The 22975-nt window shown below is 48.9% G+C and carries 21 protein-coding genes, 1 tRNA gene and 4 pseudogenes; 6 read left to right on the plus strand and 20 right to left on the minus strand.

Features of this window, described 5'->3' with window-relative positions:
* Positions 1–5: 5 nt before the first annotated feature.
* From LPB400_RS05710 to LPB400_RS05740, 8 genes and pseudogenes are all read right to left on the minus strand, one after another.
* Positions 6–479 carry a hypothetical protein gene (locus LPB400_RS05710; protein WP_107792512.1) on the minus strand — a complete coding sequence of 158 codons (474 nt, stop codon included), beginning with the start codon at positions 477–479 and terminating at the stop codon, positions 6–8.
* Positions 476–1012, minus strand: coding sequence for a hypothetical protein (locus LPB400_RS05715; protein WP_225905485.1), 537 nt, complete (start codon positions 1010–1012; stop codon positions 476–478). The genes LPB400_RS05710 and LPB400_RS05715 overlap by 4 nt, the downstream gene beginning before the upstream one ends.
* Before the next feature lie 10 nt (positions 1013–1022).
* Positions 1023–1130 (minus strand): annotated as a pseudogene (locus LPB400_RS11145) (adhesin); the annotation flags it as partial.
* On the minus strand, positions 1099–1683 hold the full coding sequence (locus LPB400_RS05720; protein ID WP_219088401.1) for a hemagglutinin repeat-containing protein: 585 nt from the start codon (positions 1681–1683) through the stop codon (positions 1099–1101). The gene LPB400_RS05720 and the pseudogene LPB400_RS11145, both read right to left, overlap by 32 nt.
* On the minus strand, positions 1641–1832 hold the full coding sequence (locus tag LPB400_RS05725; protein ID WP_107792511.1) for a hypothetical protein: 192 nt from the start codon (positions 1830–1832) through the stop codon (positions 1641–1643). The genes LPB400_RS05720 and LPB400_RS05725 overlap by 43 nt, the downstream gene beginning before the upstream one ends.
* Entirely contained in the window at positions 1825–2253 is a 429-nt protein-coding gene (locus LPB400_RS05730; protein WP_002233344.1) for a hypothetical protein, read from the minus strand. The genes LPB400_RS05725 and LPB400_RS05730 overlap by 8 nt, the downstream gene beginning before the upstream one ends.
* A 2-nt stretch (positions 2254–2255) precedes the next feature.
* Positions 2256–2702: a DNA/RNA non-specific endonuclease gene (locus tag LPB400_RS05735; RefSeq protein WP_070646392.1), complete on the minus strand. Its 447-nt coding sequence runs from the start codon at positions 2700–2702 to the stop codon at positions 2256–2258.
* Between the two features lie 98 nt (positions 2703–2800).
* A complete protein-coding gene (locus LPB400_RS05740; protein ID WP_219088403.1) occupies positions 2801–3808 on the minus strand; it encodes an IS5 family transposase in 1008 nt (335 codons plus the stop codon).
* A gap of 14 nt (positions 3809–3822) precedes the next feature.
* On the opposite strand from LPB400_RS05740, the gene LPB400_RS05745 reads away from it, so the two are divergent.
* Complete coding sequence (locus LPB400_RS05745; RefSeq protein ID WP_107791800.1) at positions 3823–3999, plus strand: endonuclease; 177 nt, start codon at positions 3823–3825, stop codon at positions 3997–3999.
* Positions 4000–4419: 420 nt separating this feature from the next.
* Here the strand turns inward: LPB400_RS05745 and LPB400_RS05750 are convergent, their stop codons facing one another.
* The 5 genes from LPB400_RS05750 to argB all read right to left on the minus strand — a co-directional run bounded on the left by LPB400_RS05750 (position 4420) and on the right by argB (position 8567).
* Entirely contained in the window at positions 4420–5127 is a 708-nt protein-coding gene (locus tag LPB400_RS05750) for an SIMPL domain-containing protein (RefSeq protein WP_107791801.1), read from the minus strand.
* A 112-nt stretch (positions 5128–5239) separates the two neighbouring features.
* A complete protein-coding gene (locus tag LPB400_RS05755) occupies positions 5240–5731 on the minus strand; it encodes a DUF1841 family protein (RefSeq protein ID WP_107791802.1) in 492 nt (163 codons plus the stop codon).
* Positions 5732–5832: 101 nt separating this feature from the next.
* Complete coding sequence (gene ftsB / locus LPB400_RS05760; RefSeq protein ID WP_003679613.1) at positions 5833–6108, minus strand: cell division protein FtsB; 276 nt, start codon at positions 6106–6108, stop codon at positions 5833–5835.
* Positions 6109–6131: 23 nt separating this feature from the next.
* The gene (eno, locus tag LPB400_RS05765; RefSeq protein ID WP_049328681.1) at positions 6132–7418 is read right to left on the minus strand and encodes a phosphopyruvate hydratase; all 1287 of its coding nucleotides are present in this window, start codon (positions 7416–7418) and stop codon (positions 6132–6134) included.
* Positions 7419–7679: 261 nt separating this feature from the next.
* A complete protein-coding gene (gene argB / locus LPB400_RS05770) occupies positions 7680–8567 on the minus strand; it encodes an acetylglutamate kinase (protein ID WP_107791803.1) in 888 nt (295 codons plus the stop codon).
* 174 nt (positions 8568–8741) lie between these two features.
* Here argB and LPB400_RS05775 point away from each other — a divergent pair, with 174 nt between their 5' ends.
* Together LPB400_RS05775 and lgt are read left to right on the plus strand one after the other, a co-directional pair.
* Positions 8742–9872, plus strand: coding sequence for a M14 family metallopeptidase (locus LPB400_RS05775; protein ID WP_107791804.1), 1131 nt, complete (start codon positions 8742–8744; stop codon positions 9870–9872).
* Positions 9873–9946: 74 nt separating this feature from the next.
* Complete coding sequence (gene lgt / locus LPB400_RS05780; protein ID WP_003746206.1) at positions 9947–10807, plus strand: prolipoprotein diacylglyceryl transferase; 861 nt, start codon at positions 9947–9949, stop codon at positions 10805–10807.
* A gap of 76 nt (positions 10808–10883) precedes the next feature.
* Here lgt and trkA read toward each other — a convergent pair whose 3' ends face one another.
* From trkA to LPB400_RS05805, 5 genes and pseudogenes are all read right to left on the minus strand, one after another.
* Positions 10884–12296 (minus strand): Trk system potassium transporter TrkA, encoded by a 1413-nt coding sequence (gene trkA / locus LPB400_RS05785; RefSeq protein ID WP_107791805.1) that lies wholly within the window; start codon positions 12294–12296, stop codon positions 10884–10886.
* Between the two features lie 94 nt (positions 12297–12390).
* Positions 12391–13846: pseudogene (locus LPB400_RS05790) on the minus strand (DASS family sodium-coupled anion symporter).
* A 458-nt stretch (positions 13847–14304) separates the two neighbouring features.
* A complete protein-coding gene (locus tag LPB400_RS05795) occupies positions 14305–15534 on the minus strand; it encodes a complex I 51 kDa subunit family protein (protein WP_219089718.1) in 1230 nt (409 codons plus the stop codon).
* Positions 15507–16988, minus strand: a pseudogene (locus LPB400_RS05800) (FAD-binding protein); the annotation flags it as partial. The pseudogene LPB400_RS05800 and the gene LPB400_RS05795, both read right to left, overlap by 28 nt.
* Entirely contained in the window at positions 16988–17626 is a 639-nt protein-coding gene (locus LPB400_RS05805) for a 2Fe-2S iron-sulfur cluster-binding protein (protein WP_219088405.1), read from the minus strand. The gene LPB400_RS05805 and the pseudogene LPB400_RS05800, both read right to left, overlap by 1 nt.
* A gap of 853 nt (positions 17627–18479) precedes the next feature.
* Here LPB400_RS05805 and LPB400_RS05810 point away from each other — a divergent pair.
* Together LPB400_RS05810 and LPB400_RS05815 are read left to right on the plus strand one after the other, a co-directional pair.
* On the plus strand, positions 18480–20003 hold the full coding sequence (locus LPB400_RS05810) for a fumarate hydratase (RefSeq protein ID WP_003746217.1): 1524 nt from the start codon (positions 18480–18482) through the stop codon (positions 20001–20003).
* Positions 20004–20156: 153 nt separating this feature from the next.
* Positions 20157–20233, plus strand: a tRNA-Pro gene (locus LPB400_RS05815).
* Positions 20234–20387: 154 nt separating this feature from the next.
* Here the strand turns inward: LPB400_RS05815 and LPB400_RS05820 are convergent.
* Both LPB400_RS05820 and yciA read right to left on the minus strand, forming a co-directional pair.
* Positions 20388–21180, minus strand: a pseudogene (locus LPB400_RS05820) (formate/nitrite transporter family protein).
* 246 nt (positions 21181–21426) lie between these two features.
* Positions 21427–21861, minus strand: a complete 435-nt coding sequence (gene yciA / locus LPB400_RS05825; RefSeq protein WP_219088409.1) for an acyl-CoA thioester hydrolase YciA — start codon at positions 21859–21861, stop codon at positions 21427–21429.
* A gap of 123 nt (positions 21862–21984) precedes the next feature.
* On the opposite strand from yciA, the gene pip reads away from it, so the two are divergent.
* Positions 21985–22914, plus strand: coding sequence for a prolyl aminopeptidase (gene pip / locus LPB400_RS05830; RefSeq protein ID WP_219088411.1), 930 nt, complete (start codon positions 21985–21987; stop codon positions 22912–22914).
* Positions 22915–22975: the final 61 nt, after the last annotated feature.

Consider the following 22975-nt stretch of genomic DNA (forward strand, 5'->3'; position numbering starts at 1 on the left):
TAAGATTAATTAATTTTTAATATTTTTAATATTTTTAATATTAATGCAATTATCCCAAGTAAAATAGGAACTATTATTGGAATAATGGCGTCCTTAATTTTTTTAATGTAGTTATCTTCTTTTTGTTGCGTCTGCTCATAATCATCCTCATGTAGATATGCATTATTTATATCCTTGTAAGTCTCATTTTCATCACCAACAACTCTGGAACCATCCTTAAACGACCTTGCAATTTTTATCATTGATGATAGTAGATCATTGCTTGTGGTAATTGCAAGCAATTCTTCCCCATCATAAAAAAGAATGCTTTCCTCATCGTTTGGGTCATAAAAATATACTTCACCCATCTCGTTGCAACCTTCATGATAATTAAATTTTTCTCTTAAAAATATTGACAAGTTCTCCTTGTTTTTTAATATTTTATTTTCGTCTGAAATTTTTTTGCTGGTATTTATTATCCTAATATGGTAACCCATCATCTATCCTTTCTTGTTTGGTCATATAGTTCTTTTGCTTTATTATGTATTTCTCGCACCCCCTGAGCTGTGACTCCAACACCTGATTTAAAAGATATAATGGGGAATAGTGGATTATTCTCATCCCATGCTACCTCATAATTAACAAATATATTTTTTAATGTTTTAATGAAAGGAATGTTTAATTCAAATTTCTTTCCATTCCACTCTTCAAACGCCTCTGGAATATATTCCTTTATTAAATCTATCCCTTTTTTTGTTAATACAATTTCCCCCTGATACCACACCTCATTATCATTATTAAAAGGACTTTGTTTTGCTAAATTATGGCAAAAGTCTAAAATATCATTTTTCGTTTCAAAGTTGATAGGTTCAAGAGTTGCTAATTGACATATTAATAATCTATATATGAATTCAACTGCAAATTGCCAATCTTTGTTTCCTTGACCATGCGATGCAAAATGCATTGGAAAATAACCATCTAATGCTAAATACTCAAATTCGCATTGAATATTTTCTGCTGTCTCTAAATTCATTAAAACATCCTTATCTAGCAGGGAATTTAAATTTTAACTCTGTTGGCTTGCCTTTTAAATTAATATTTAAGTTATTTAATGTTGGGTCAGGCGTTGTTCCTGTGCCAAGGTAACGGTTGTTCCTTTTCGCCCTCGTTCTCGCGGCGGTTTTTCATCCAGCCGCTAAAGTGCTCGGTGTCGGAAATAACGGCACTGCCGATGCCGGAAGAAACTTGGCGCTCGCTCTGGCTTTGGCGGTGTTCGGCAGCACGGATGTCGATGTCGCCGCCGGCTTTAAGCAGCAGGTCGTCTTGGGAGACCAGACTGCTGCCGCTGACGGCGATATTGCCTTTTTCGGCAAGCAGACGGGTTTTACCGCCCACGGACAGGGTGCTGCCGCTGATGCTGCCGATCTCGCCCGCAGCCTGCCCCTGATCGTTAAAGGTGCCGAAGGGGGTGATATGGTCGCGGTTGTCGATGGAGAAACCGCTGCGCTTGCTGCTGCCGGTTTGCCGGCGGCTGTCGGCCGCGGCCAGCAGTCGGATGTCGTCGCGGGCATACAGCAGGGCATCGCCTTCGGCGGAGATTTGTGCGCCTTTGGCTTCGATGTTGCCTTCGGTGGCACGGATGCTGAGATGGCGGCCGGCTGTCAGCGAGCTGCCGACGGCTTCGGCGCTGCTGCCATCCTGCACCTGCGTGCTGCTGCGGCGGCGGCGGGCACAATCAGAGTCGAACCGAAACCGAGCAGCAGGCTGAAAGCCAGCGTGCCCAAATGCAAACGACAGCCTGAATGGGGTTTCGGGCTGCCTTTAATCTGCATTATGGAATCATGATTAGCCATACGGGTTTTCTGTTTTTTGCTTTTCTTCTTTAAACCATTGTTCAAAAATATTACCCGGTGTTAAATCATCTCTATGCGAGAAAAATTTTTCATATGAATAATTAGCGGATGCTTTCTGATTTACATTGTCATATATGAGTTTCAACTGAGTTGGAATTTCCTGATGATTCTCGGCAAAGACAGAGCATAGTTCCGAATAATCTTCCATTCCAAGATTAAGAAACTGCCATTGAATCTCTTTTGTATTAAAAGACTCCTTTCTCATAATTTTATTATCCACTTTAAAAAAAGCATCAAAAGACAATACGTTTCTTTCCCTTGCACCATATATATAGACAGCGGTAACCCCCTCTCCTGAAAATTCAAGTGCCAAGCTAAGCATACGTTTTTGTATTTCTGATATCTTATCTTCAAATTTCATTTTTACTTTCCTGTGTTGTAAATCTTTTCAACTTTTTTAATGCCATCAATTTCATATTGAATAACAAAATGATCTGGCCTTAAACTATTTCCCTTGTATTGTATATCAACATTTACCGTTACGCGTTTCTTTTCCATTAATGCATTTGCCCATTCATTTTCTAGAATTTTATAATTGCTTAAATTAACTCCGCTAAGCTGGGATACCAGATTATCCAACTTTGGAGACCCGCCAAATCTATCTCCCGCCAAATGACCAGCATGATCACCACTGAGTTTTCCCGGAGTATTAGGGTTATGATGAAGCCTGTCGGAACGTTTGGTTAACTGAAGCTCTTGTGCTTCCCATGTTTTTAACCGCCCAAGATGATCAGTTTGGTATATATATTCAAACTCTCCGGCTGAGACCTTTGCAAAATTCCTTTTCCTCCGACAGCCGAAACCTAACACAGGTTTTCGGCTGTTTTTGTTTCAAATATCTACTGATTCTACTCAAATACCCCCATAATCCCCCTTGGATACCTGATAATCAGGCATCCGGCCGCCTTTTAAGCAGCAACAGGCACACTTAGCCTGTTAGCCGCTTTCAAAAGGTTCAAACACATCGCCTTCAGATGGCTTTGCGCACTTACTTTGAGCAGACCGAAATAGGCTGCCCGGGCATAGCGGAATTTACGGTGCAGTGTACCGAAGCTTTGTTCGACCACATAACGGGTCTTCGACAAATATCGGTTGCGTTTGGTTTGCGCTTCCGTCAGCGGACGGTTGCGGTGTGCTTTGCGCATAATGCCGTCCTGCAGTCGACGCTCTTTCAGATGTTGCCGGTTTTCCTTACTGTCATAGCCTTTATCGGCATAGACGGTCGTACCTTTGGGCAGTCCTTCCAACAAAGGCGACAGGTGTTTGCACTCATGGGCATTGGCGGGGGTAATGTGCAGTTTCTCAATATAGCCTTCCGCATCGGTACGGGTATGTTGTTTGTAACCGAGTCTGTATAACCCGTTTTTCTTTATCCAACGGGCATCGCTGTCTTTACTCGGTGTGGTTTGGCCGCTGACTTGTCCTTCGTCATCGACTTCTATGGCCTGGCGCTGTTTGCTGCCGGCGGTCTGAATAATGGTGGTGTCAATGACGGCGGCGGATGCTTTCTCTACTTTTAGGCCTTTTTCGGTCAGTTGTCGGTTAATCAATTCCAGCAATTCGGGCAGGGTGTCGTCTTGCGCCAGCCAGTTGCGGTAGCGGCATAGGGTGCTGTAATCGGGGATGCTCAGTTCGTCAAAGCGGCAAAACAGGTTGAAGTCGATGCGGGTGATGAGGCTGTGTTCGAGCTCGGGATCGGAGAGGCTGTGCCATTGTCCGAGCAGGACGGCTTTGAACATGGACAACAGGGGATAGGCGGGACGGCCGCGGTGGTCTCTAAGGTAACGGGTTCTTTGACGGTTCAGGTATTGTTCGATCGGCTGCCAATCAATCACCTGATCCAACTTCAATAGTGGGAAGCGGTCGATGTGTTTGGCAATCATGGCTTGTGCGGTTTGCCGGAAGAAGGTGCTCATGAGAAATCCCCTAAATGTCTTGGTGGGAATTTAGGGGATTTTGGGGGGATTTTGCAAAGGTCTCAAAAGGAGAAGAAATATTACAAACAGCTGTTCCGTTAATTGAGCAAATTGATGAGTTATTTTTCGGAAAGTTGGATAACGACGAAGAACAATTTAAGCATTTTCTTGTTAGATTAAACAAAGAATAAGAATATTATTTATGTAGTTGTCAATTTTGATAGCTCCATACTATATTTGAAACTCAAAAATAGAGCATAGCTATAGAACAGAAATTTATTCAAGAGAATTACCAAAGTATTAGAAGTCCTCTGTTTTTATTTTCAAAAAGTAAAACAGAGAACATAAATGGTTGGCTCTTGAAAGCAATGTGTAAAAATTTTACGTTAATATTGTAAAATATAATGATACAATTACTCTGTTATCGGGGTTATTTTTACGTATTTTTAAGGAAGTTATCAATATTTGATTGCAACAAGTTGAAATAATTAGAGTTTTATTTTTTCATTCTTTCTTTATATAGAAACAACCGTTCTAATTATTGAGCAAATAAAAAGGCCGTCTGAAAAATATACTTTCAGACGGCCTTTAAAATGATTTCAAAGAAAATCCTACATTTGCACCGAGCCGCTGACGGTCAGGCTGATTTCTTCTGAACCCGGAGAGGCTGGTACGCCATCTTCTATTCCTGCAGCTACTTCTGCAGCAGGGATTGCACGCAACATTTTGGCGTGTGCAAAGTCGCCGCCGACTTGGCGGTTGCCGATGTGGCCCAGGTTGAGTTTAACGATTTTGTAGCTGGAGAAGCCGAGTGTTTGGGCGAGGTTTTGGGCGCGGTCTTTGAAGCGCAGGATGACGGCCTTGCTCAGTTGGTCGACGGTTTCTTCGCGTTTTTCTTTGGATACGGAAAATGAGGAGTTCTCCAAAACGGCGATATTGATGCTGTCGGCAATCAGGCGGTTGAGTGCTTCAAAGTCTTTGCTTTCTACTTTGAAGTAGGCGTGTTCTTCCCAGCCGGTTTGGGTGCGTTTGCCGTTGGTATATTGATAGCGCGGGGATGCGTTGCGTTCCATCAACTCGGCTTTAAATTTGTTGTTTTGAGAGATTTTGTTGAACTGGTTAAATTTTTTCATGAAGACTTGGTTGACGGCTTGACGGTCTTTGCCTTCTGCGTTGACGCTGAAATGCGCGGTCATGGTATCCCGCGGCACTTCCATGTTGGCGGATTCGGAAAATTCAACGATGTTGTAGTTGAGGCTTTCTGCTGCTACGGGTAGGGAGGCAGCTAGCAGTAGGGCGGTAAGGGCTGGGCGGAGCATTTTGGTTTTCCTTGTGATGCGGATTTTAAAAAAGTAATTTAGCATGAAAGATGGAAACGTTGGCTTTGGCAAGCGTAAGGATTTGTATGGGGTGAGGCCGTCTGAAAAGAAGTTATTTTGTATCCATCAGGCCGACTTCATGGGGATTGAGGCGGGCTTTTTCTTCTTGGCCTAAGCCGACCAATTTCCGCAAGCGGGTCATGTAGGCATTGACGTCAAGGCCCCGTCCGTAGCGTTGTGCTTCCCAGATGGTTTCTGCCAAGGCTTCCATCATATCGTGTTCGGCTTTGACCCAGTCGCCGTTGTAACGGGCGCAAAGTTGGTGGTGGATAGCACGGATGCCCGGGGGCTGGTTGATGGTGCTTTGCTCTTGCAGGGAAAGGTGTAGAGACATGTGCAGGAATGGGTTGCTTTCGCCGTCTTCGGGCAACCATTCTTTATCTAAATATTGTTCGATGTCTTCGAGATAGTGTCCGTATTCGGGATGGGCTTCGATAATGCGCAAAGCTTTTTGTTGCAGGCCGTCCAATTGGAGCGGTGCGAGCCTGTGTTGCCAGACGTTGGCAAAGAATCGGCGGACATCGTGGGTGTTTACGTCATACATGATGGGTGTGATTTGATTTTGGGATATGTGATTATATAGCGATTGCGATAAAAAAGGCCGTCTGAAAAATATGTTTTCAGACGGCCTTTGTTTTGCAGGGTTTAGCGGCGGTCGATGATTCGGTAATACACTTCGCCGTCTTGGACATAGCCCAATTCGACGCGGGCAATTTCGGCGATAGCCTCTTGTCCGTGTGCCAAATCTTCAACTTCCGCATTGAGGAAATTGTTGCGCAAAGTGAGCGTTTGGTTTTTTTCCTCCTGACGGACGAGCTGCTCCTGCAATTCTTCCGTATGCCCGACGCTGCCTTTACCAAACCAAAGGCTGTACTGACAGCACAAAAGTGCGAAGGTTAAAACAAAAGTCACCCACTTCATACAATCAATATCCTATATTCTGCTTATTTGCCCAATTGGTAGAATGCGGCTTTGCCAGGGTAGTAAGCGGCTTCGGCCAATTCTTCTTCGATGCGCAACAATTGGTTGTATTTCGCCATGCGGTCAGAACGGGACAGGGAGCCGGTTTTGATTTGCATACAGTTGGTGGCAACTGCCAAGTCGGCAATGGTGCTGTCTTCGGTTTCGCCGGAACGGTGGCTCATTACGCTGGTGTAGCGGTTGCGTTTGGCCAAGTCAACGGCTTTCAGGGTTTCGCTCAAAGTACCGATTTGGTTTACTTTAACCAGCAATGCGTTTGCCACGCCTTTTTCGATGCCTTCAGCCAAGATTTTTGGATTGGTTACGAACAAGTCGTCGCCGACCAATTGAACTCGGCCGCCCAATTTTTCGGTCAACAGTTTCCAGCCTTCCCAGTCGTTTTCGTCCATACCGTCTTCGATAGAAACGATTGGGAATTCGTTAACCAGGCCTTCCAAGTATTCGGCAAATTCTGCGCTGGTGTAAGAGCGGCCTTCGGCTTCCAGATGGTATTGGCCGTCTTTGTAGAACTCGCTGGATGCGCAGTCCAGGGCGAACAATACGTCTTCGCCTGCTTTGTAGCCTGCGGCTTCGGTTGCTTCTACGATCAGTTGCAGGGCTTCTTTGTGGCTGTTCAGGTTAGGTGCGAAACCGCCTTCGTCGCCCACGGTAGTTGGGAAGCCTTTGGCATCACACAGTTTTTTCAGTGCGTGGAAAATTTCGGCGCCGCAACGCAGGGCTTCGCGGAAAGATTTTGCGCCGACAGGCATAATCATGAATTCTTGGATGTTCAGGCTGTTGTTGGCATGTTCGCCGCCGTTGATAACGTTCATCATTGGAACAGGCAGAGCCATTGGGCCTGCGCCGCCCAAGTAACGATACAGAGGCAGGCCTGCATCTTCAGCGGCTGCGCGTGCTACGGCCATAGAAACGGCCAAAGTGGCGTTGGCACCCAAGTTGCCTTTGTTTTCAGTACCGTCCAATTCGATCATGATTTGGTCGATATAAGATTGTTCGTTGGCATCGATACCGATGAGGGCTTGCGCGATTTGGTTGTTGACGTGGTCAACGGCTTTCAATACGCCTTTGCCTAAGTAACGGGATTTGTCGCCGTCACGCAGTTCCAAAGCTTCTTTTTGGCCGGTTGATGCGCCGCTAGGTACGGCCGCGCGTCCCATAACGCCGGATTCCAACAATACGTCACACTCTACGGTAGGGTTGCCGCGGGAGTCCAAAATTTCGCGTGCAAAAATATCAACGATTGCGCTCATGAATATCTCCAAATAGGATGGTAAAAGAAAAGTAGCTTTGTTACGTTTCAGACGGCCTTAAGGATGATTGCCAAAGTCTGATGAATGCAGACATTATACCGTCTTTGCCAAGTATGGCATCGGAGTCGGCATGAAACCGACTGTAAGTTTGTTTCACGTCAATATCGCTCAAACAAATATAAGCCGTATAGTGTAACATTTTTTACCCTTTTTAGGGTGAAAAGCTGATTAAATAAGGCATAAGGCCGTCTGAAAAGCGGATTAGCCTGCTCCCAAAATCATCGAGCCTACACCGTCATCGGTCAGCACTTCCAAGAGCAGGGCGTTGGGAACGCGGCCGTCTATGATATGCGTGGCTTTGACACCGCTTTTGGCGGCTTCGACGGCAGAGGCAATTTTAGGCAGCATGCCGCCGTACAGCGTACCGTCTTCAATCAGTTCGTCAATGCGGCTTGGCGTCAGGGTGGTCAATAATTTGCCTTCTTTATCCAGTACGCCGGGGATATTGGTCATCATCAGCAGTTTTTCAGCTTGAAGTTTTTCCGCCAGTTTGCCGGCAACTAAGTCGGCATTAATGTTGAACGCTTCGCCGTTTTGGCCTACGCCGATGGGGGCGATGACCGGAATGCAGCCGCGCTCAACCAAACCTTCCACCAAACGGGTGTCGATGTCGGCCACGGTGCCGACTTGACCGATGTCCACACCTTTTTGTTCGGGCGTATCGATCAGGAGTTTTTCCGCTTTGATGAAGTGGTTGTCCCGGCCGGTAATGCCGACGGCGCGACCGCCGAAGGTGGTAATCATAGAAACGATTTCTTTATTGACGTGTCCGCCCAAAACCATTTCTACGATGTCCATGGTTTCGCTGTCGGTCACGCGCATGCCTTGAACAAATTCCCCTTTTTTGCCGACTTTTTCCAACATTTCATTGATTTGTGGACCGCCGCCGTGAACGATGACGGGATGCAGGCCGATTAGTTTGAGCAGGACGACATCGCGTGCGAAACCCTCTTTTAAGGCAGGTTCGGTCATGGCATTGCCGCCGTATTTGATGACGATGATGGAGCCGGAAAAACGGCGGATATATGGTAAAGATTCGGCAAGGACGCGCGCTTTGATGGCAGGGGAGACAGATTGTTGCTGGGTCATGGTTTCTACCTTGTTTCATGATTTCGGCCTTTATCTTAATCCCAAAGGCCGTCTGAAACAATATTTCCAGGCGCTTGAAATCCTGTTAAATCAGTTAAATGGTTGAAACCAGCCTCATGCAAACGGTAAAATGACGGTTTGCTTCGGCCTCTTCGCCGATTACTAAGGATACCCATGATGAAAATCAGCACCCAATTCGATGCCGGTTCGGTCGTTGTCAAAGACTTGAGCAACCCTGCCGATATCCGCCTCGCCCTGCGTCCCGACAATGCTTCGGAGTTTGCCCAATGGTTTTACTTCCGTTTGCAGGGTGCGGCCTATCAAAACTGCGTGATGCATTTTGAAAATGCGGCGGACGCTGCGTATCCTTTGGGCTGGGAGGACTATCAGGCTTGCGCCTCTTACGACCGCCAAAATTGGTTCCGCGTGCCGACCAGCTACGAAAACGGCGTGTTGACCATCAATCATACGCCTTTGTCCAACAGCGTTTACTACGCTTATTTCGAGCCTTATTCCAACGATCAGCATTTGAACCTTTTGGGCGATGCGCAGGGCAGTGGCTTGTGCCGTATCGACGATTTGGGCAGCACTGTTCAAGGCCGCGATATTAATCTGTTGACCATCGGCAACCAAGTCGAAAGCGACATGAAAGTCTGGATTATCGCCCGACAGCATCCGGGCGAAACCATGGCGGAATGGTTTGTCGAAGGTTTGCTGGGCCGTCTGCTTGATCCGCAAGATCCGACCGCGCGCATGCTGCTTGACCGTGCGACTTTCTACATTGTGCCGAATATGAATCCGGACGGTTCGGTTTTGGGTAATCTGCGCACCAATGCCGCCGGCGCCAACCTCAACCGCGAATGGGAAACCCCGACTTTGGAGCGAAGCCCCGAAGTCTTTACCGTCCGCGAGAAAATGATGGAAACCGGCGTGGATTTGTTCTTGGATATTCACGGCGATGAAGGTCTGCCGTTTGTCTTTGTGGCCGGTACCGAAGGCGTGCCGAACTACAACGAGCGCATCGAAGCCTTGGAAGACCAATTCAAACTCGCGCTGCTCAATGCCAGCCCAGATTTCCAAGACGATTACGGCTATGACAAAGATGCGCCGGGTCAGGCAAACATGACTTTGGCGACCAACTGGGTCGGCAATCATTTCAACTGCCTTGCCTATACTTTGGAAATGCCGTTTAAAGACAATGCCAACCTGCCGGACGACGATTTCGGCTGGAACGGCCAACGCTCGCTGCGCTTGGGCGAGGCCATGTTGTCTGCTATTTTGAATGTGGTTGACGATTTGCGTTAAACCGTCCGACACTGCATACAGGCCGTCTGAAAGTTCAGGCTTTCAGACGGCCTTTGAGATAAGGAACACACATTATGATGATACATCCCCAGTTTGATCCGGTGCTGATCAGCATCGGCCCGCTTGCCATCCGCTGGTATGCCTTGAGCTATATTGTCGGCTTTATCCTGTTTACGATTTTGGGCCGCCGCCGTATCGCGCAGGGCAATTCTGTGTTTACCAAAGAAACACTCGACGATTTCCTGACTTGGGGTATCTTGGGTGTCATCTTGGGCGGCCGTATCGGCTACGTTTTGTTTTATAAATTTTCCGACTATCTGGCCAACCCGTTGGATATTTTCAAAGTGTGGGAAGGCGGCATGTCGTTTCACGGCGGCTTTTTGGGTGTGGTCGTTGCCATGTGGCTGTTTGGCCGTAAGCACAACATCAGTATCTTGAAATTGATGGATACCGTTGCGCCGCTCGTACCGCTGGGCTTGGCTTCCGGCCGTATCGGCAACTTTATCAACGGCGAACTTTGGGGACGCGTGACCGAACTCAATGCTTTCTGGGCAATGGGTTTTCCGCAAGCGCGTTACGAAGATGCGGAAGCTGCGGCGCACAATCCTTTGTGGGCAGAATGGCTGCAACAATACGGCATGCTGCCGCGCCATCCGTCTCAGCTTTACCAGTTTGCCCTTGAAGGCATTTGTCTGTTTGTCATTGTTTGGATTTTCTCGAAAAAACCACGTCCGGCCGGACAAACGGCAGCATTGTTCTTGGGTGGTTACGGATTGTTCCGCTTTATTGCCGAATTTGCCCGCCAGCCTGACGACTATCTCGGCCTATTGACTTTGGGCTTGTCCATGGGTCAATGGTTGAGCGTGCCGATGATTGTATTGGGCGTGATTGGTTTCGTTTGGTTTGGCCGTAAAAACAGTGTTGCCAAAGCGTAAATAAAACAAGAATAAAGGCCGTCTGAAAAGGTTTTCAGACGGCCTTTTTATGGCTTCAAGCAAACGGATTTTGGGCTTAACCGAAAAAGCCCATTTTGACTTGAATGAGTTTTTCCAACTCCGGCAGGACGCGGCGGCGTGAGACGAAGAAGATAATGTGGTCGCCGTCTTGGAGGATGGTTTCGGTGTGGTGTCCCATGATGACCTCGCCGGTTGCGCCGCGGACGATGGCGGCGATGTAGCAGTCGCTTGGCCATTTGATGCCGCTGATGCGGCGGCCGACGATGGCGGAAGTATTTTTATCGCCGTGTACCACCACTTCAATGGCTTCGGCCGTACCGCGGCGCAAAGGATGGACGGCAACGACGTCGCCGCGGCGGATGTGGGCGAGGATGGAGCCGATGGTAATCAGGTGGGGGGAAACGACGATATCGATTTTGTTGCCTTCGAGCAAATCGACGTAGCTTGAGCGGTTGACGATGGTAATCACGCGTTTGGCGCCAAGGTTTTTCGCCAACAGACTGGACATGATGTTGTTTTCGTCATCATTGGTCAGTGCGCAGAAGACGTCGATTTCGTCGATGTATTCTTCATCCAGTAGGGTTTCGTCGGTGGCGGAACCTTGCAGGACGAGGGTGTTGTCCAGATTCTCGGCTAGCCATTCGGCGCGGTGGGGTTTGTATTCGATGATTTTGATGTCGTATTTGGATTCGAGCTGTTTGGCGAGGCGGTAGCCGATGTTACCACCGCCGGCAATCATGATGCGGCGGGTACGCGCTTCTTTGGGGCGCAGTTCGCGCATGATGGCTTCAACGCTGCTGATGTCGGCGGCAAAAAGTACCTCGTCGCCTTCGATGATGACGGTTTGCGGCGTGGGGACGATAAGGCGGTTGTTGCGGTAGATGGCGCAGATTTGGCAGTCCACGCCTTCGAGCAGGTGTTGGTTGATGTCGGCAATTTCACGGCCGATCAGCAAACCGCCTTTGCGGGCTTGAACAATCACCATACGCACTTTATCGTTGGCAAAACTGAGTACCTGCAATGAGCTGGTGTAGTTGAGCAGGCCGACGAGTTGTTCGGTAACCAGTTGTTCGGGGCTGATGGTTTCGGTAATGCCGAAGATGTTGAGGCTGCCTTCTTCGGGGTTGTCGCTGCCGTCAACTGGGTATTCGAGGTATTCGCTTGAGCGTACGCGTGCGATGCGGCTGGGGATGTTGAATAGGTCGGCGGCGATTTTGGAGGCGACAATGTTGGTTTCGTCGCTGCGGGTCAGGGCAAGCAGGAGGTCGGAATCTGCCGCGCCTGCCTGTTCGAGGGTAAAGGGCGATGCGCCGTTGCCGACGATGGTTTGGACATCGAGGCGGCTGCTGATGCGGTTGAGCGCTTTTTCGTCGATGTCGATGATGGTAACGTCGTTGCTGGGAACGGAGGCGAGGTTTTGGGCGACGGTCGAGCCGACTTGGCCGCTGCCGAGAATGAGTATTTTCACGGTAATCGAGTGTGTTCGGTAAAAATGAAATTGTAACAAAAGGCCGTCTGAAATTGGAGTTTCAGACGGCCTGATTTTTCAATCGACTAAAGGATTACCAATAGCCCAAGGCTTTCCACCATAAGATGCCGACAGTGCTGAAAATCAGGATTTCGACCACGCTCATGATGAAGCCGGCTTTCCACCATTCGGTCATGTTGACGTAGTTCGAGCCGTAAATGACAGGTGCGGAACCGGTGGCATAGTGGGTCAACGACATCATGATGCCGGTAGCGGCTGCCATAATCAGGGCAAACAGCATCGGTGGTGCGCCCAAGGCCAAGCCTGCGCCGTAGAATGCGCCGAACATGGCGGTAACGTGTGCCGTACCGCTGGCGAAAACGTAGTGGGAGTAGAGGTAGGCCAGCATCAACAGGGCGCAACCGGCTTCCCAACCCAAGCCCATGTGGGCGATGCCGTTTTGCATGGAGTCGGACAACCAACTGATGAGGCCCAGTTTGTTGAGGAAGTTTGCCATCATCACCAAGGCAGCAAACCAAACAATGGTATCCCACGCGCTTTTTTCTTTCAGCGCGTCGTCCCAAGTCAGTACGCCGGTCAACAGGCACAAGCTCAAGCCGAGGAAGGTGGTGGCGGTAGCGTCAACTTTCACGCCGAACAGCATCTCGGGAATACCCGCCCACAACAGCAGCAGAACCAGGAAAATGCCCAGCATGATTTTTTCTTCACGCTTCATCGGCCCCATAGCAGCCAAATGCTCTTTTGCCAATGCAGTAGCGTTAGGGGTTTGTTTGATTTCAGGCGGATACAGGAAATACAGCACCAGTGGCATCAGCAGCATGGCAAGCAGGCCGGGTACGACCATCGCCAGGAACCAAGTACCCCAAGAGAGTTGGATTTGCGAATTGGTGGCTTTGGCAACCAATTCGACTACCAGCGGATTAAGTGCGGTAGCAGTGATAAAAATCAGACAGGTAATTACGTTGGAGTGGAAGTTGACCAGTGAAAGGTATTTACCGATTTTGCCTTCCGTGCCTTTTTCAGGATCGCAGTCGAAGCAAGCTTAAGGCAATGGATTTCATAATCGGATGCACAATCGCACCGCCGCGCGCGGTATTACTTGGCGTTACCGGACCGATGACCAAGTCGGCTAATGCTAGGCTGTAACCTACGCCCAGCGTGCGTTTTCCGAAGAGGGAAATCAAGAGGTAGCCGATACGCATACCCAAGCCGGTTTTCAACAGGCCGCGCGAGATGATGATGGCGATACCGATCATCCAGATGAGTGAGTTGTTGAGGCTGCTCAAAGCGTCTTTGGTTGCGTCTGCGGTTTTTTCGTTGGTTACGCCGGTCAGTGCAACCAAGGTAATGCCCAAAATCGCCATGGCACCGATAGGCATGGCTTTGCCGATAATGCCGGCAATGATGCCGATGAACAATGCCAAAAGATGCCATGCGTCAGGCGATACGCCTTGAGGAACGGGGATAACGAACCAGATAAGCAGCGTCAGCACAAGTGAGACCGCAGCAGGAATTGGCTTGAAGCCCATGTTGAATCTCCTAATTTGAGGTATTGGGGAAATTGGGTTTCAGACAACGTGTGCCTGATTTTGGTGGGGAGAGGTCGTCTGAAACGTATTTGGGTGTGGTTGTTTTTATGTTTTTCTTTTGGGTGTTTGTGTCATGCGTATTTTTGTGTTGCCATCTTTTTCAGACGACGTTTCTTGAGCTTTTACGTTTTGCCCTCTCCCTAGCCCTCTCCCGCGGGGAGAGGGGACAGATTGCAGAAAATCCGATAATAGTCGATTTTCAGCACCATTATTCCCTCTCCCCGTGGGAGAGGGTTAGGGAGAGGGTAAAACCTCAAGATACACCGTATCGTTTTTTCTGCTGGCGAAGCATCTGGTAAGTAGTTTGGGAAGGTTCGGTTGTGAAACCCAACAAATACTACAGGTATTTTTCAGACGACCTCCTATATAGAAAAGGTCGTCTGAAACGCCGTATCGGATTAATCCTGCTCCGCCGGCAGACCGTACTCTTCGGGGAAGGTGCGCAGCGAGCTTTGCAGCACGGTAACCGCGCCGTCGATCAGGCCGCAGCGGCCGCTTCGGGGCAGCAGTTGGCACAGGCTTTGCAGGGCGCGGAGGTCGTCTGAAGTGCCGATGCCGGTATCCACGCGGTTGAGCAGGCGTGAAAGTTGGAACGTACCGCCTTTGCACGGCGGGCATTGTCCGCATGAGTTGGACGCAAAAAATTCCACATACTCAGCCACTTTGCGCACGACGCTGGTTCCTTCGGAAATCACAATCATCGCGCCCGTGCCGAGGCTGGATTTGCGTTCGCGCACGGACACGAAGTCCAAAGGCACATCCAAATCTTTTACGGTCAGGAGCGTGTTTGACGGGCCGCCGGTGAAGACGGCTTTAAACGTGCGCCCTTCGAGCATACCGCCGCCGTGGTCGAAAATCAGCGATTGCAGCGTCGTGCCCATCGGCAGTTCGTACAGACCCGGATTCAATACGTCGCCGGAGAGCGAGTAGAGTTTCGTGCCTGCGGCATCGCCCAAACCCAGCGATTTGTACCATTCCGCGCCTTTGGCAAGGATTTGCGGGATGTTGGCGAAGGTTTCGGTGTTGTTGATTAAGGTCGGTTCGCCTGCTACGCCGCTTTCGGCAGGGAACGGAGGCTTGCGGCGCGGGAACGGGAAACCGCCTTCCAACCATGAAATCACGGCGGTTTCTTCGCCGCCGATGTAGCGGCCTGAAGTTTCGACTAATTTCAGGTCTAAAGGTTTGCCCAGATAGTTTTCGATGCGGATGAACAAATCGCTTTTTTTCCATTGCTCGATGGCGGGTACGATGGCGGCGACGGATTCGGTCTGGTGCGGGTTGACATACATAATCGCTTTGTTGGCGCGGCAGGCGACGGCGGCAATCAGAACGCCTTCGATGACTTGGTGCGGCGTTTTCGCCAGCAACACGCGGTCTTTGAACGTACCCGGTTCGTCTTCGTTGGCGTTACAGACGACGTATTTGTCGCCGTGTTTGCTTTGGGCTGCGACGGCCGCCTCCCATTTGCGCCAGGTCGGGAAACCTGCACCGCCCATGCCGCAGAGGTTGGCGTCTTGCAGCTTGGAAACGATGCTTTGAGGATCGGCAAGCGCCGCCAGCAGGCCTTCGCCGCCGCCGACTTTGCGCCACGCGGCTAAATCTGCGCCGATTTGGCGGGAAGGATGCAGGCTGCAGCTTTACCGGCACGGCGGCCGAAGCTGATAATGTCCAAAAGCGCATTGCCCATCAGGCGGTTGCGGCCGTGAATACCGCCGGTTACTTCGCCGGCGCAATAGAGGCCTTCAACGCAGGTTGCGCCGTCGCCGTTGATTTCGATACCGCCGTTTTGATAGTGCAGGGTCGGATGAATCATTACAGGCTCGACTGCGGGATCGATGCCGCATTTGTGGGCGACGTGGCCGAGCGTAACCAAACGGTTCAATACGTCGGGATCGTTTTCAATCAGACGCGGGGTATCGAGAAACACGCCGACCTGTCCGTCGCGCACCACGCCGCGGCCTTCGCGGCACTCGCGCAAAATGGCGGCGGCAACAACGTCGCGCGGCTGCAATTCGTCAACGAAACGTTCGCCCAAGCCGTTGACCAGTTTGGTGCCTGCGGAACGCACGGCTTCGGAAATCAACGCGCCCGCCAAGTGCGGCGGATGGGCGATGCCGGTCGGATGGTATTGGAAGGAATCGATGTCGCGCAGTTTCGCGCCGATGCGGTATGCCATCACCAGACCGTCGGCGGTTGCGCCGTAGTGGTTGGAAGTGGCGAAACCCTGCAAATGCAGCCGTCCGCTGCCGCCGGTTGCCAAGACCACGGCTTTGGCGTGAACCAATACCAAAGAACGTTTTTCCAAATCGTACAAAATCGCGCCGACGCAACGGCCGTGTTCGTCCGACAATAATTCGATGGCGGGGTGGCGGTTGAGCTGGGTGATGTTTTCGTCGAGTTCGACCGCCTCGCGCAGTACGCGCATCATTTCGAGGCCGGTAAAGTCGCGGTAGCTCAGGATGCGCGGGACGGTCGTACCACCTGCGCGTTTGCGGCTCAACATGCCGTTGCTGTCTGCGCCTTTGGCCAAGTCAAAAGTCATGCCCAAGCCGATTAGCCAGCGGATGGCGGATGGCGCATCGGTAACCATCTGCGCCACCAATTCTTTTTTGCCTGCGTTGTGGCCGCCTTTGGTGGTGTCGTCAAAGTGTTGTTGCAGGCTGTCTTCCGCGCCGACCGCAGCCTGAATGCCGCCTTCGGCCATGACGGTATTGCTGTCGCCGATACGCAGCTTGTTCGCCATAATCACGCGTGCGCCGGCTTCAGTCGCAGACAATGCCGCCGCCGCGCCTGCACCGCCGCCGCCAATTACCAATACGTCAGTGTTTAAATGTTCAGCGCCTGACAAATTATAGTCGTCAATCAGAGGCTGACTGATTAAGAGTTTGGCCAAATCAGGATGGCAGTAATCGCCTTGGTTTGGGCCGATAGGCAGTTTCACACGCGCATTTGCCTGATAGTCAGGGTGAAATTGGCTCAGTAATTCGTTCTTTTCAGGTAAATCGCCACGAAGCTCCAATGAGGACGCACGTAGGTTGGCAAGGGCGGTTTCGTAGTCTATGCCTTGGATTTTGTTAACCATTACACTGACTCCTCTTCAAATTCGACTTTCATTTTGCCGCTGTCGATTTCGCGCAGGCGGCGCATCAAATCCACAGGGCGCAATGTGCGCGCCGCTTTCATACGGCGGGCGAACAAGCCCAAGTGGTTCGGACGGATGTGTTCGGGGCAGGAGAGGGTGCAGAGGTTGCACATTACGCATTGGTCGAAGGTCAGCGCAGCCGCGCCGAAATCGCCTGATACCACTTGCGCTACGCCGTTTTCCACTTCCAAGCCTTTGGGGCAGGCGCGGTTGCAGCCGCCGCAATGACGGCAGTGTTGCGCTTCGGGGAAGGCTTTGGCGGTATCGTCCAACCAGTTCCATCCATCACCAATCTCGCTGACATCGTAATATTGGATGTGCTCGGGAATAAAGTAGTCCAAGAAGCTGACCTGCATCCCTTCTTCGACTTTGGTCTCGCATGCCAACGCAGTCGTTACCTCGCGCTCGCCTTCTTTACGAATCATGCAGCGGCAGGAACCGCATACGCCTTGACCCATACAGCCGACATTGGCAGTAATCGCATTGCCTGAACGGGCATAGGCTTGGATGATTGACGAGTCGGCGGAAGCTTTGACTTCATGGCCGTCTATGGTCAGGGTTAACAAATTTTCACTCATGGTTTGTTCCTGTGAAATTGGAAGTTGGAATAGTGGATAATTTGATTAATTGTATTTTTATTACATTTATTGCGTGTGAGGAAATATCCAAGTGATTTACTCAGAAATTCTTTTAAAATCAATATTTATCTGTATGAGTCGAAGTGTATTAGAATTTAGTGGTTTTGATGATAGGGATAACCTAAGGTTTTATAGATAAAGGATTGTAAGCAAAATATGCCTATTATTTAGGCAAATTTATTACACTTTTTTGATTTTAAAAGTAAAATAAAATTACTTTTTAGTATAAATATTTAAAATATCCGTCTATTTGCTAGTAGAAATCATTATTAAATATTAGGTAATTTTGCATAGATTATTGTATATATTGAATAATATTGAAACATGTAAGCAAGTGAAAAGACTGTTATAAAATTTCAGAAAATCAAACAAGTTTGATATCAGTTAAGAAGATTGAGGGAGAAAATGACATGGATTTTACAATTGTGTATTGTATTGGAAAATAAGAAAGGCTGTCTGAAATTTGGATGTTTCCTTTTTAAATACAAGCTACTAAATTTCTTTCTCAGATACTTAAGGCAAATATTTTCAGACGGCCTTGAAATAAGATTATCATTTAAAAATAATGTAATTTTATTTCTATTTAAGTGAATGGTTAGTGGATATAGATTATCAATAACCAAGTGATTTAATGCGATATTAAATTTCATTTAAATCAATAAGGTATGAAAATGATATTGTCTGGATTATTCATTTGAAAGCACTATTACACTATTGAAGGCCGTCTGAAAAAATCGGTCTCTTAAGAAATAAACAAACCCTCCCTACCATGACTCCGAAAAGGAACACAATCATGACCGTCATCAAGCAAGAAGACTTTATCCAAAGTATTTTCGATGCTTTCCAATTCATCAGCTACTACCATCCTAAAGACTACATTCAGGCTTTGTACAAGGCTTATCAAAAAGAAGAAAACCCTGCCGCCAAAGATGCGATGGCGCAGATTTTGGTCAATAGCCGTATGTGTGCTGAAGGCCATCGTCCGATTTGTCAGGATACCGGTATTGCGACCGTATTCTTGAAAGTGGGCATGGATGTACAGTGGGATGCCGAGATGAGCGTACAGGAAATGGTTAACGAAGGCGTACGCCGTGCATACACCTATCCTGACAACAAACTGCGCGCCTCCGTATTGGCCGACCCGGCTGGCAAACGTCAAAATACCAAAGACAACACCCCTGCTGTTGTACATATGGAAATCGTAAAAGGCGACAAAGTCGAAGTCACTTGCGCAGCCAAAGGCGGCGGTTCTGAAAACAAAACCAAAGTTGCCATGCTCAACCCTTCAGACAATATCGTTGATTGGGTATTGAAAACCGTCCCTCAAATGGGTGCCGGCTGGTGTCCTCCGGGCATCTTGGGTATCGGCATCGGCGGTACGCCTGAAAAAGCAGTGTTGATGGCCAAAGAAAGCCTGATGAGCCATATCGATATTCAAGAGCTCAAAGAAAAAGCCGATTCCGGTGCAGAATTGTCTACTACCGAAGCCCTGCGCTTGGAACTCTACAAAAAAGTAAATGCCTTGGGTATTGGCGCACAAGGTTTGGGCGGTTTGAGCACCGTGTTGGATGTCAAAATCCTTGACTACCCAACCCACGCAGCTTCCAAACCGATTGCCATGATTCCAAACTGCGCAGCTACCCGCCACATCGAATTTGAATTGGACGGCTCAGGCCCGGCCAAATTGGAAGCCCCATCTTTGGAAGATTGGCCGGATCTGACTTACAGCCCTGACAACGGCAAACGTGTCGATGTCAACAACCTGACTAAAGAAGAAGTGGCCACATGGAAAACCGGCGACGTATTGTTGCTAAACGGTAAAATTCTGACCGGCCGCGATGCCGCGCACAAACGTTTGGTTGACATGCTCAACAAAGGCGAAGAATTGCCGGTAGATTTCACCAACAAACTGATTTACTACGTTGGCCCGGTTGATCCAGTCCGTGACGAAGTTGTTGGCCCGGCCGGTCCGACTACTTCCACCCGTATGGATAAATTCACCCGCCAAATGCTGGAACAAACCGGCCTCCTGGGTATGATTGGTAAATCCGAGCGCGGCGCAGCGACTTGCCAAGCCATTGCCGATAACAAAGCTGTTTACCTGATGGCTGTCGGCGGCGCGGCATATTTGGTTGCCAAAGCCATTAAAGCATCTAAAGTCTTGGCGTTCCCAGAATTGGGTATGGAAGCGATTTACGAATTTGAAGTCAAAGACATGCCTGTAACCGTTGCGGTGGATAGTAACGGCGAATCGGTTCACGCCATTGCACCAAAACAATGGCAGGCCAAAATCGGTATTATTCCGGTTGAAGCTTGATTTTGACTGAATAATCAAAGGCCGTCTGAACGATTTCAGACGGCCTTTTTTTGCTTACAAATAATTCAAATGTTTTCAAACGAGTAAATTTCCCTTTCTAAAAAGCACTTGTCAAAATCAGCGTTTGAAACTAAAATTTACAGCTTATCGAGTCGGAGTGTGGCGCAGTCTGGTAGCGCACTTGCATGGGGTGCAAGGGGTCGAAGGTTCGAATCCTTTCACTCCGACCAAAGAATTGGAAAGAGCCGTTTTAAAAACGGCTCTTTTTTCGTTTGGATGATTTATCTGAATAATGTGTCCGAATGGATTTTAAAACTTAATACCAATGCCGTCTGAAACAAAACCTGCTTTCTCAAAGCAGGTTTTGTTGTTTTCAAAGCAGAACTATTCAGCACTATCTTTCAGCGTGTCTTTATAAGTATCAAAGATAAGACGCGCCGACAAAGGATGCGCCACCGACGACATTGCCCAGGAATACGGGAATCATGTTGAAGAAAAACTGCCCCCAAGTGATGTTTGCGCCTGCCAAAATTCCGGCGGGGATAACGAATATATTAGCGACAAGGTGTTGGAAGCCGTTTAATACGAAAATCATGACGGGGAACCAAATGGCCAGCATTCGTCCGGTTGTGTTTTTAGCGGCAAAGTGCAACCACGCGCCCATGCAGACCATCCAGTTACATGCGACCGCCGATACAAAAGCGCGGCCGAAATCCATATGGACTTTTGCTTCCGCCACGGCAATGGTTTTTTCTGCCATGCTGCCTTCAATCATACCGACATAGTATCCGAGGAAAAACGCCATCGCCAGCGTGCCCACCAAATTGCCCATGCAAACGATAACCCAGTTACGCAGCAGCATTTTGGAGGAAATCCGTCCGGCCAATCTGCCTAAAGACATGATCATCATGTTGCTGGTTACCAGCTCGCCGCCGCCAAGCAGGATGCAAATCAAGGCGATTGGGAACACGGCTGCGCCGAGTAAAGTGGCAAAACCGCTCCATTCATGAGGTATGCCGCTGACTACTTTTAAATAGGCAAGATATCCGAAGCCGATGTATCCGCCGGCCAAAACGCTCAAGATTGCCAGTGTGGGGATGCTGGATTGTGCTTTGGCGCAGCTTTTGTTGAGAACAACCTGTAAAATTTCCTGTGGGTATAAATCGCGCGAAGCCATGATGTTCCTTAAAGTGGGTTGAGGAGGGAACGCCGTTTCAAAAGTGGCGCAAACTGTCGCGGTAGGGCAGTGTTATAAGGAGCCGGTGTACGGTCTTTGTCTTATCAATCAGCCTGAATTAAACCTAAAAAACAGATACTTCGCCTTGCTTTAGCTCAAGAGAAATATTATTACATTTTGCTTTTGTATTAAAAAAGGCCGTCTGAACGTTGAGGTTTCAGACGGCCTTGTTTTGAATTTTTAAACTTACAAATGTGCCAGCTTTGCATTACCATCACGAGGAATAGGGCGTGGATTGCCTTGTGCATCGATGGCGACGTAAGTGAACACGGCTTCGGTAACCAGTTGGCGGTCTTCCGTTACCATATCGTTCATCAAAGTTTTAACCCACACTTCGATTTTCAGTTGCAAAGAAGTATTGCCTACGCGGACGCAATGACCGTAGCAGCATACAACGTTGCCGACCTTTACCGGTCTGATGAAATTCATTTCTTGAACGGCCACGGTTACAATTCGTCCCTGTGCGATTTCTGCCGCCAAAATACCGCCGCCCAGATCCATTTGTGACATAATCCAGCCGCCGAAGATATCCTGATTAGGATTGGTATCGCGCGGCATGGCTACCGTACGCAATAAAAGTTGGCCTTCTGGTGCAGCATGGGTTTGTTTGTTGTCAGCCATAAAAAATCCTGTCAAAAAGTGGTATTTTACGCCATTTGTGGCGTTAAACCTATGTAGGCCGTCTGAAAAATCAGCAGGCAAAGTGTTACAATCAACCTATTCATCAGACAAAGGAGAAAGTTCATGCATCCGATTCAAGAACCACGAAATAGCGGCCTTTTGCGCGTATCCGACATTCACGAAATCTACTGGGAAGAATCAGGCAATCCTGATGGTCACCCCGTGATTTTCCTGCATGGCGGCCCCGGAGCAGGGGCATCACCTGCCTGTCGCGGCTTTTTCAATCCAGAGTATTTCCGTATCGTTATTATCGACCAACGCGGTTGCGGACGTTCCAAACCCTATGCCTGTATCGAAGACAACACCACATGGGACTTGGTTGCCGATATTGAAAAAGTACGCGAAATGCTCGGCATTCAAAAATGGTTGGTCTTCGGCGGCTCATGGGGCAGTACCTTGTCGCTGACTTATGCCGAAACCCATCCCGAGCGCGTCAGCGGTTTAGTTTTGCGCGGTATTTTCCTGTGCAGGCCGTCTGAAATGGCATGGTTGAACGAAGCAGGCGGCGTCAGCCAAATTTATCCGGCCCAATGGCAAAAATTCATTGCCCCCGTAGCCGAAAACAAACGCCAAGCCCTAATTAAAGCCTACCATGAAATGCTGTTCAGCGAAGATGAAGCCACACGCCTCAAAGCGGCCAAATCATGGGCAGACTGGGAAAGCTACCTTATTCAGTTTGAACCTAAAGACGTGGATGAAGACCCGCAAGCCTCCCTTGCCATTGCAAGAATGGAAAACCATTACTTCGTGAACGAAGGCTGGTTGCAGGGCGATAAAGCCATCTTGGCAAACATCGACAAAATCCGCCATATCCCAACCATCATCGTCCAAGGCCGCTACGACCTATGCACCCCGATGCAAAGCGCATGGGAGCTCTCGCAAGCCTTCCCTGAAGCAGAATTGAGAATCGTCCAAGCAGGCCACTCTTCTTTTGATCCTTCGCTTTCCGAAGCTTTAGTGAAAGCAGTAGAGGATATTAGAAGTAAGTTATAAAGATTAATAAATGACAATGCCGTCTGAAAAAGTTTCAGACGGCATTTTTTCTATTTACATA

The sequence above is a fragment of the Neisseria perflava genome, assembly GCF_019334725.1.
GTDB classification, from domain to species: Bacteria; Pseudomonadota; Gammaproteobacteria; order Burkholderiales; family Neisseriaceae; genus Neisseria; species Neisseria subflava_A.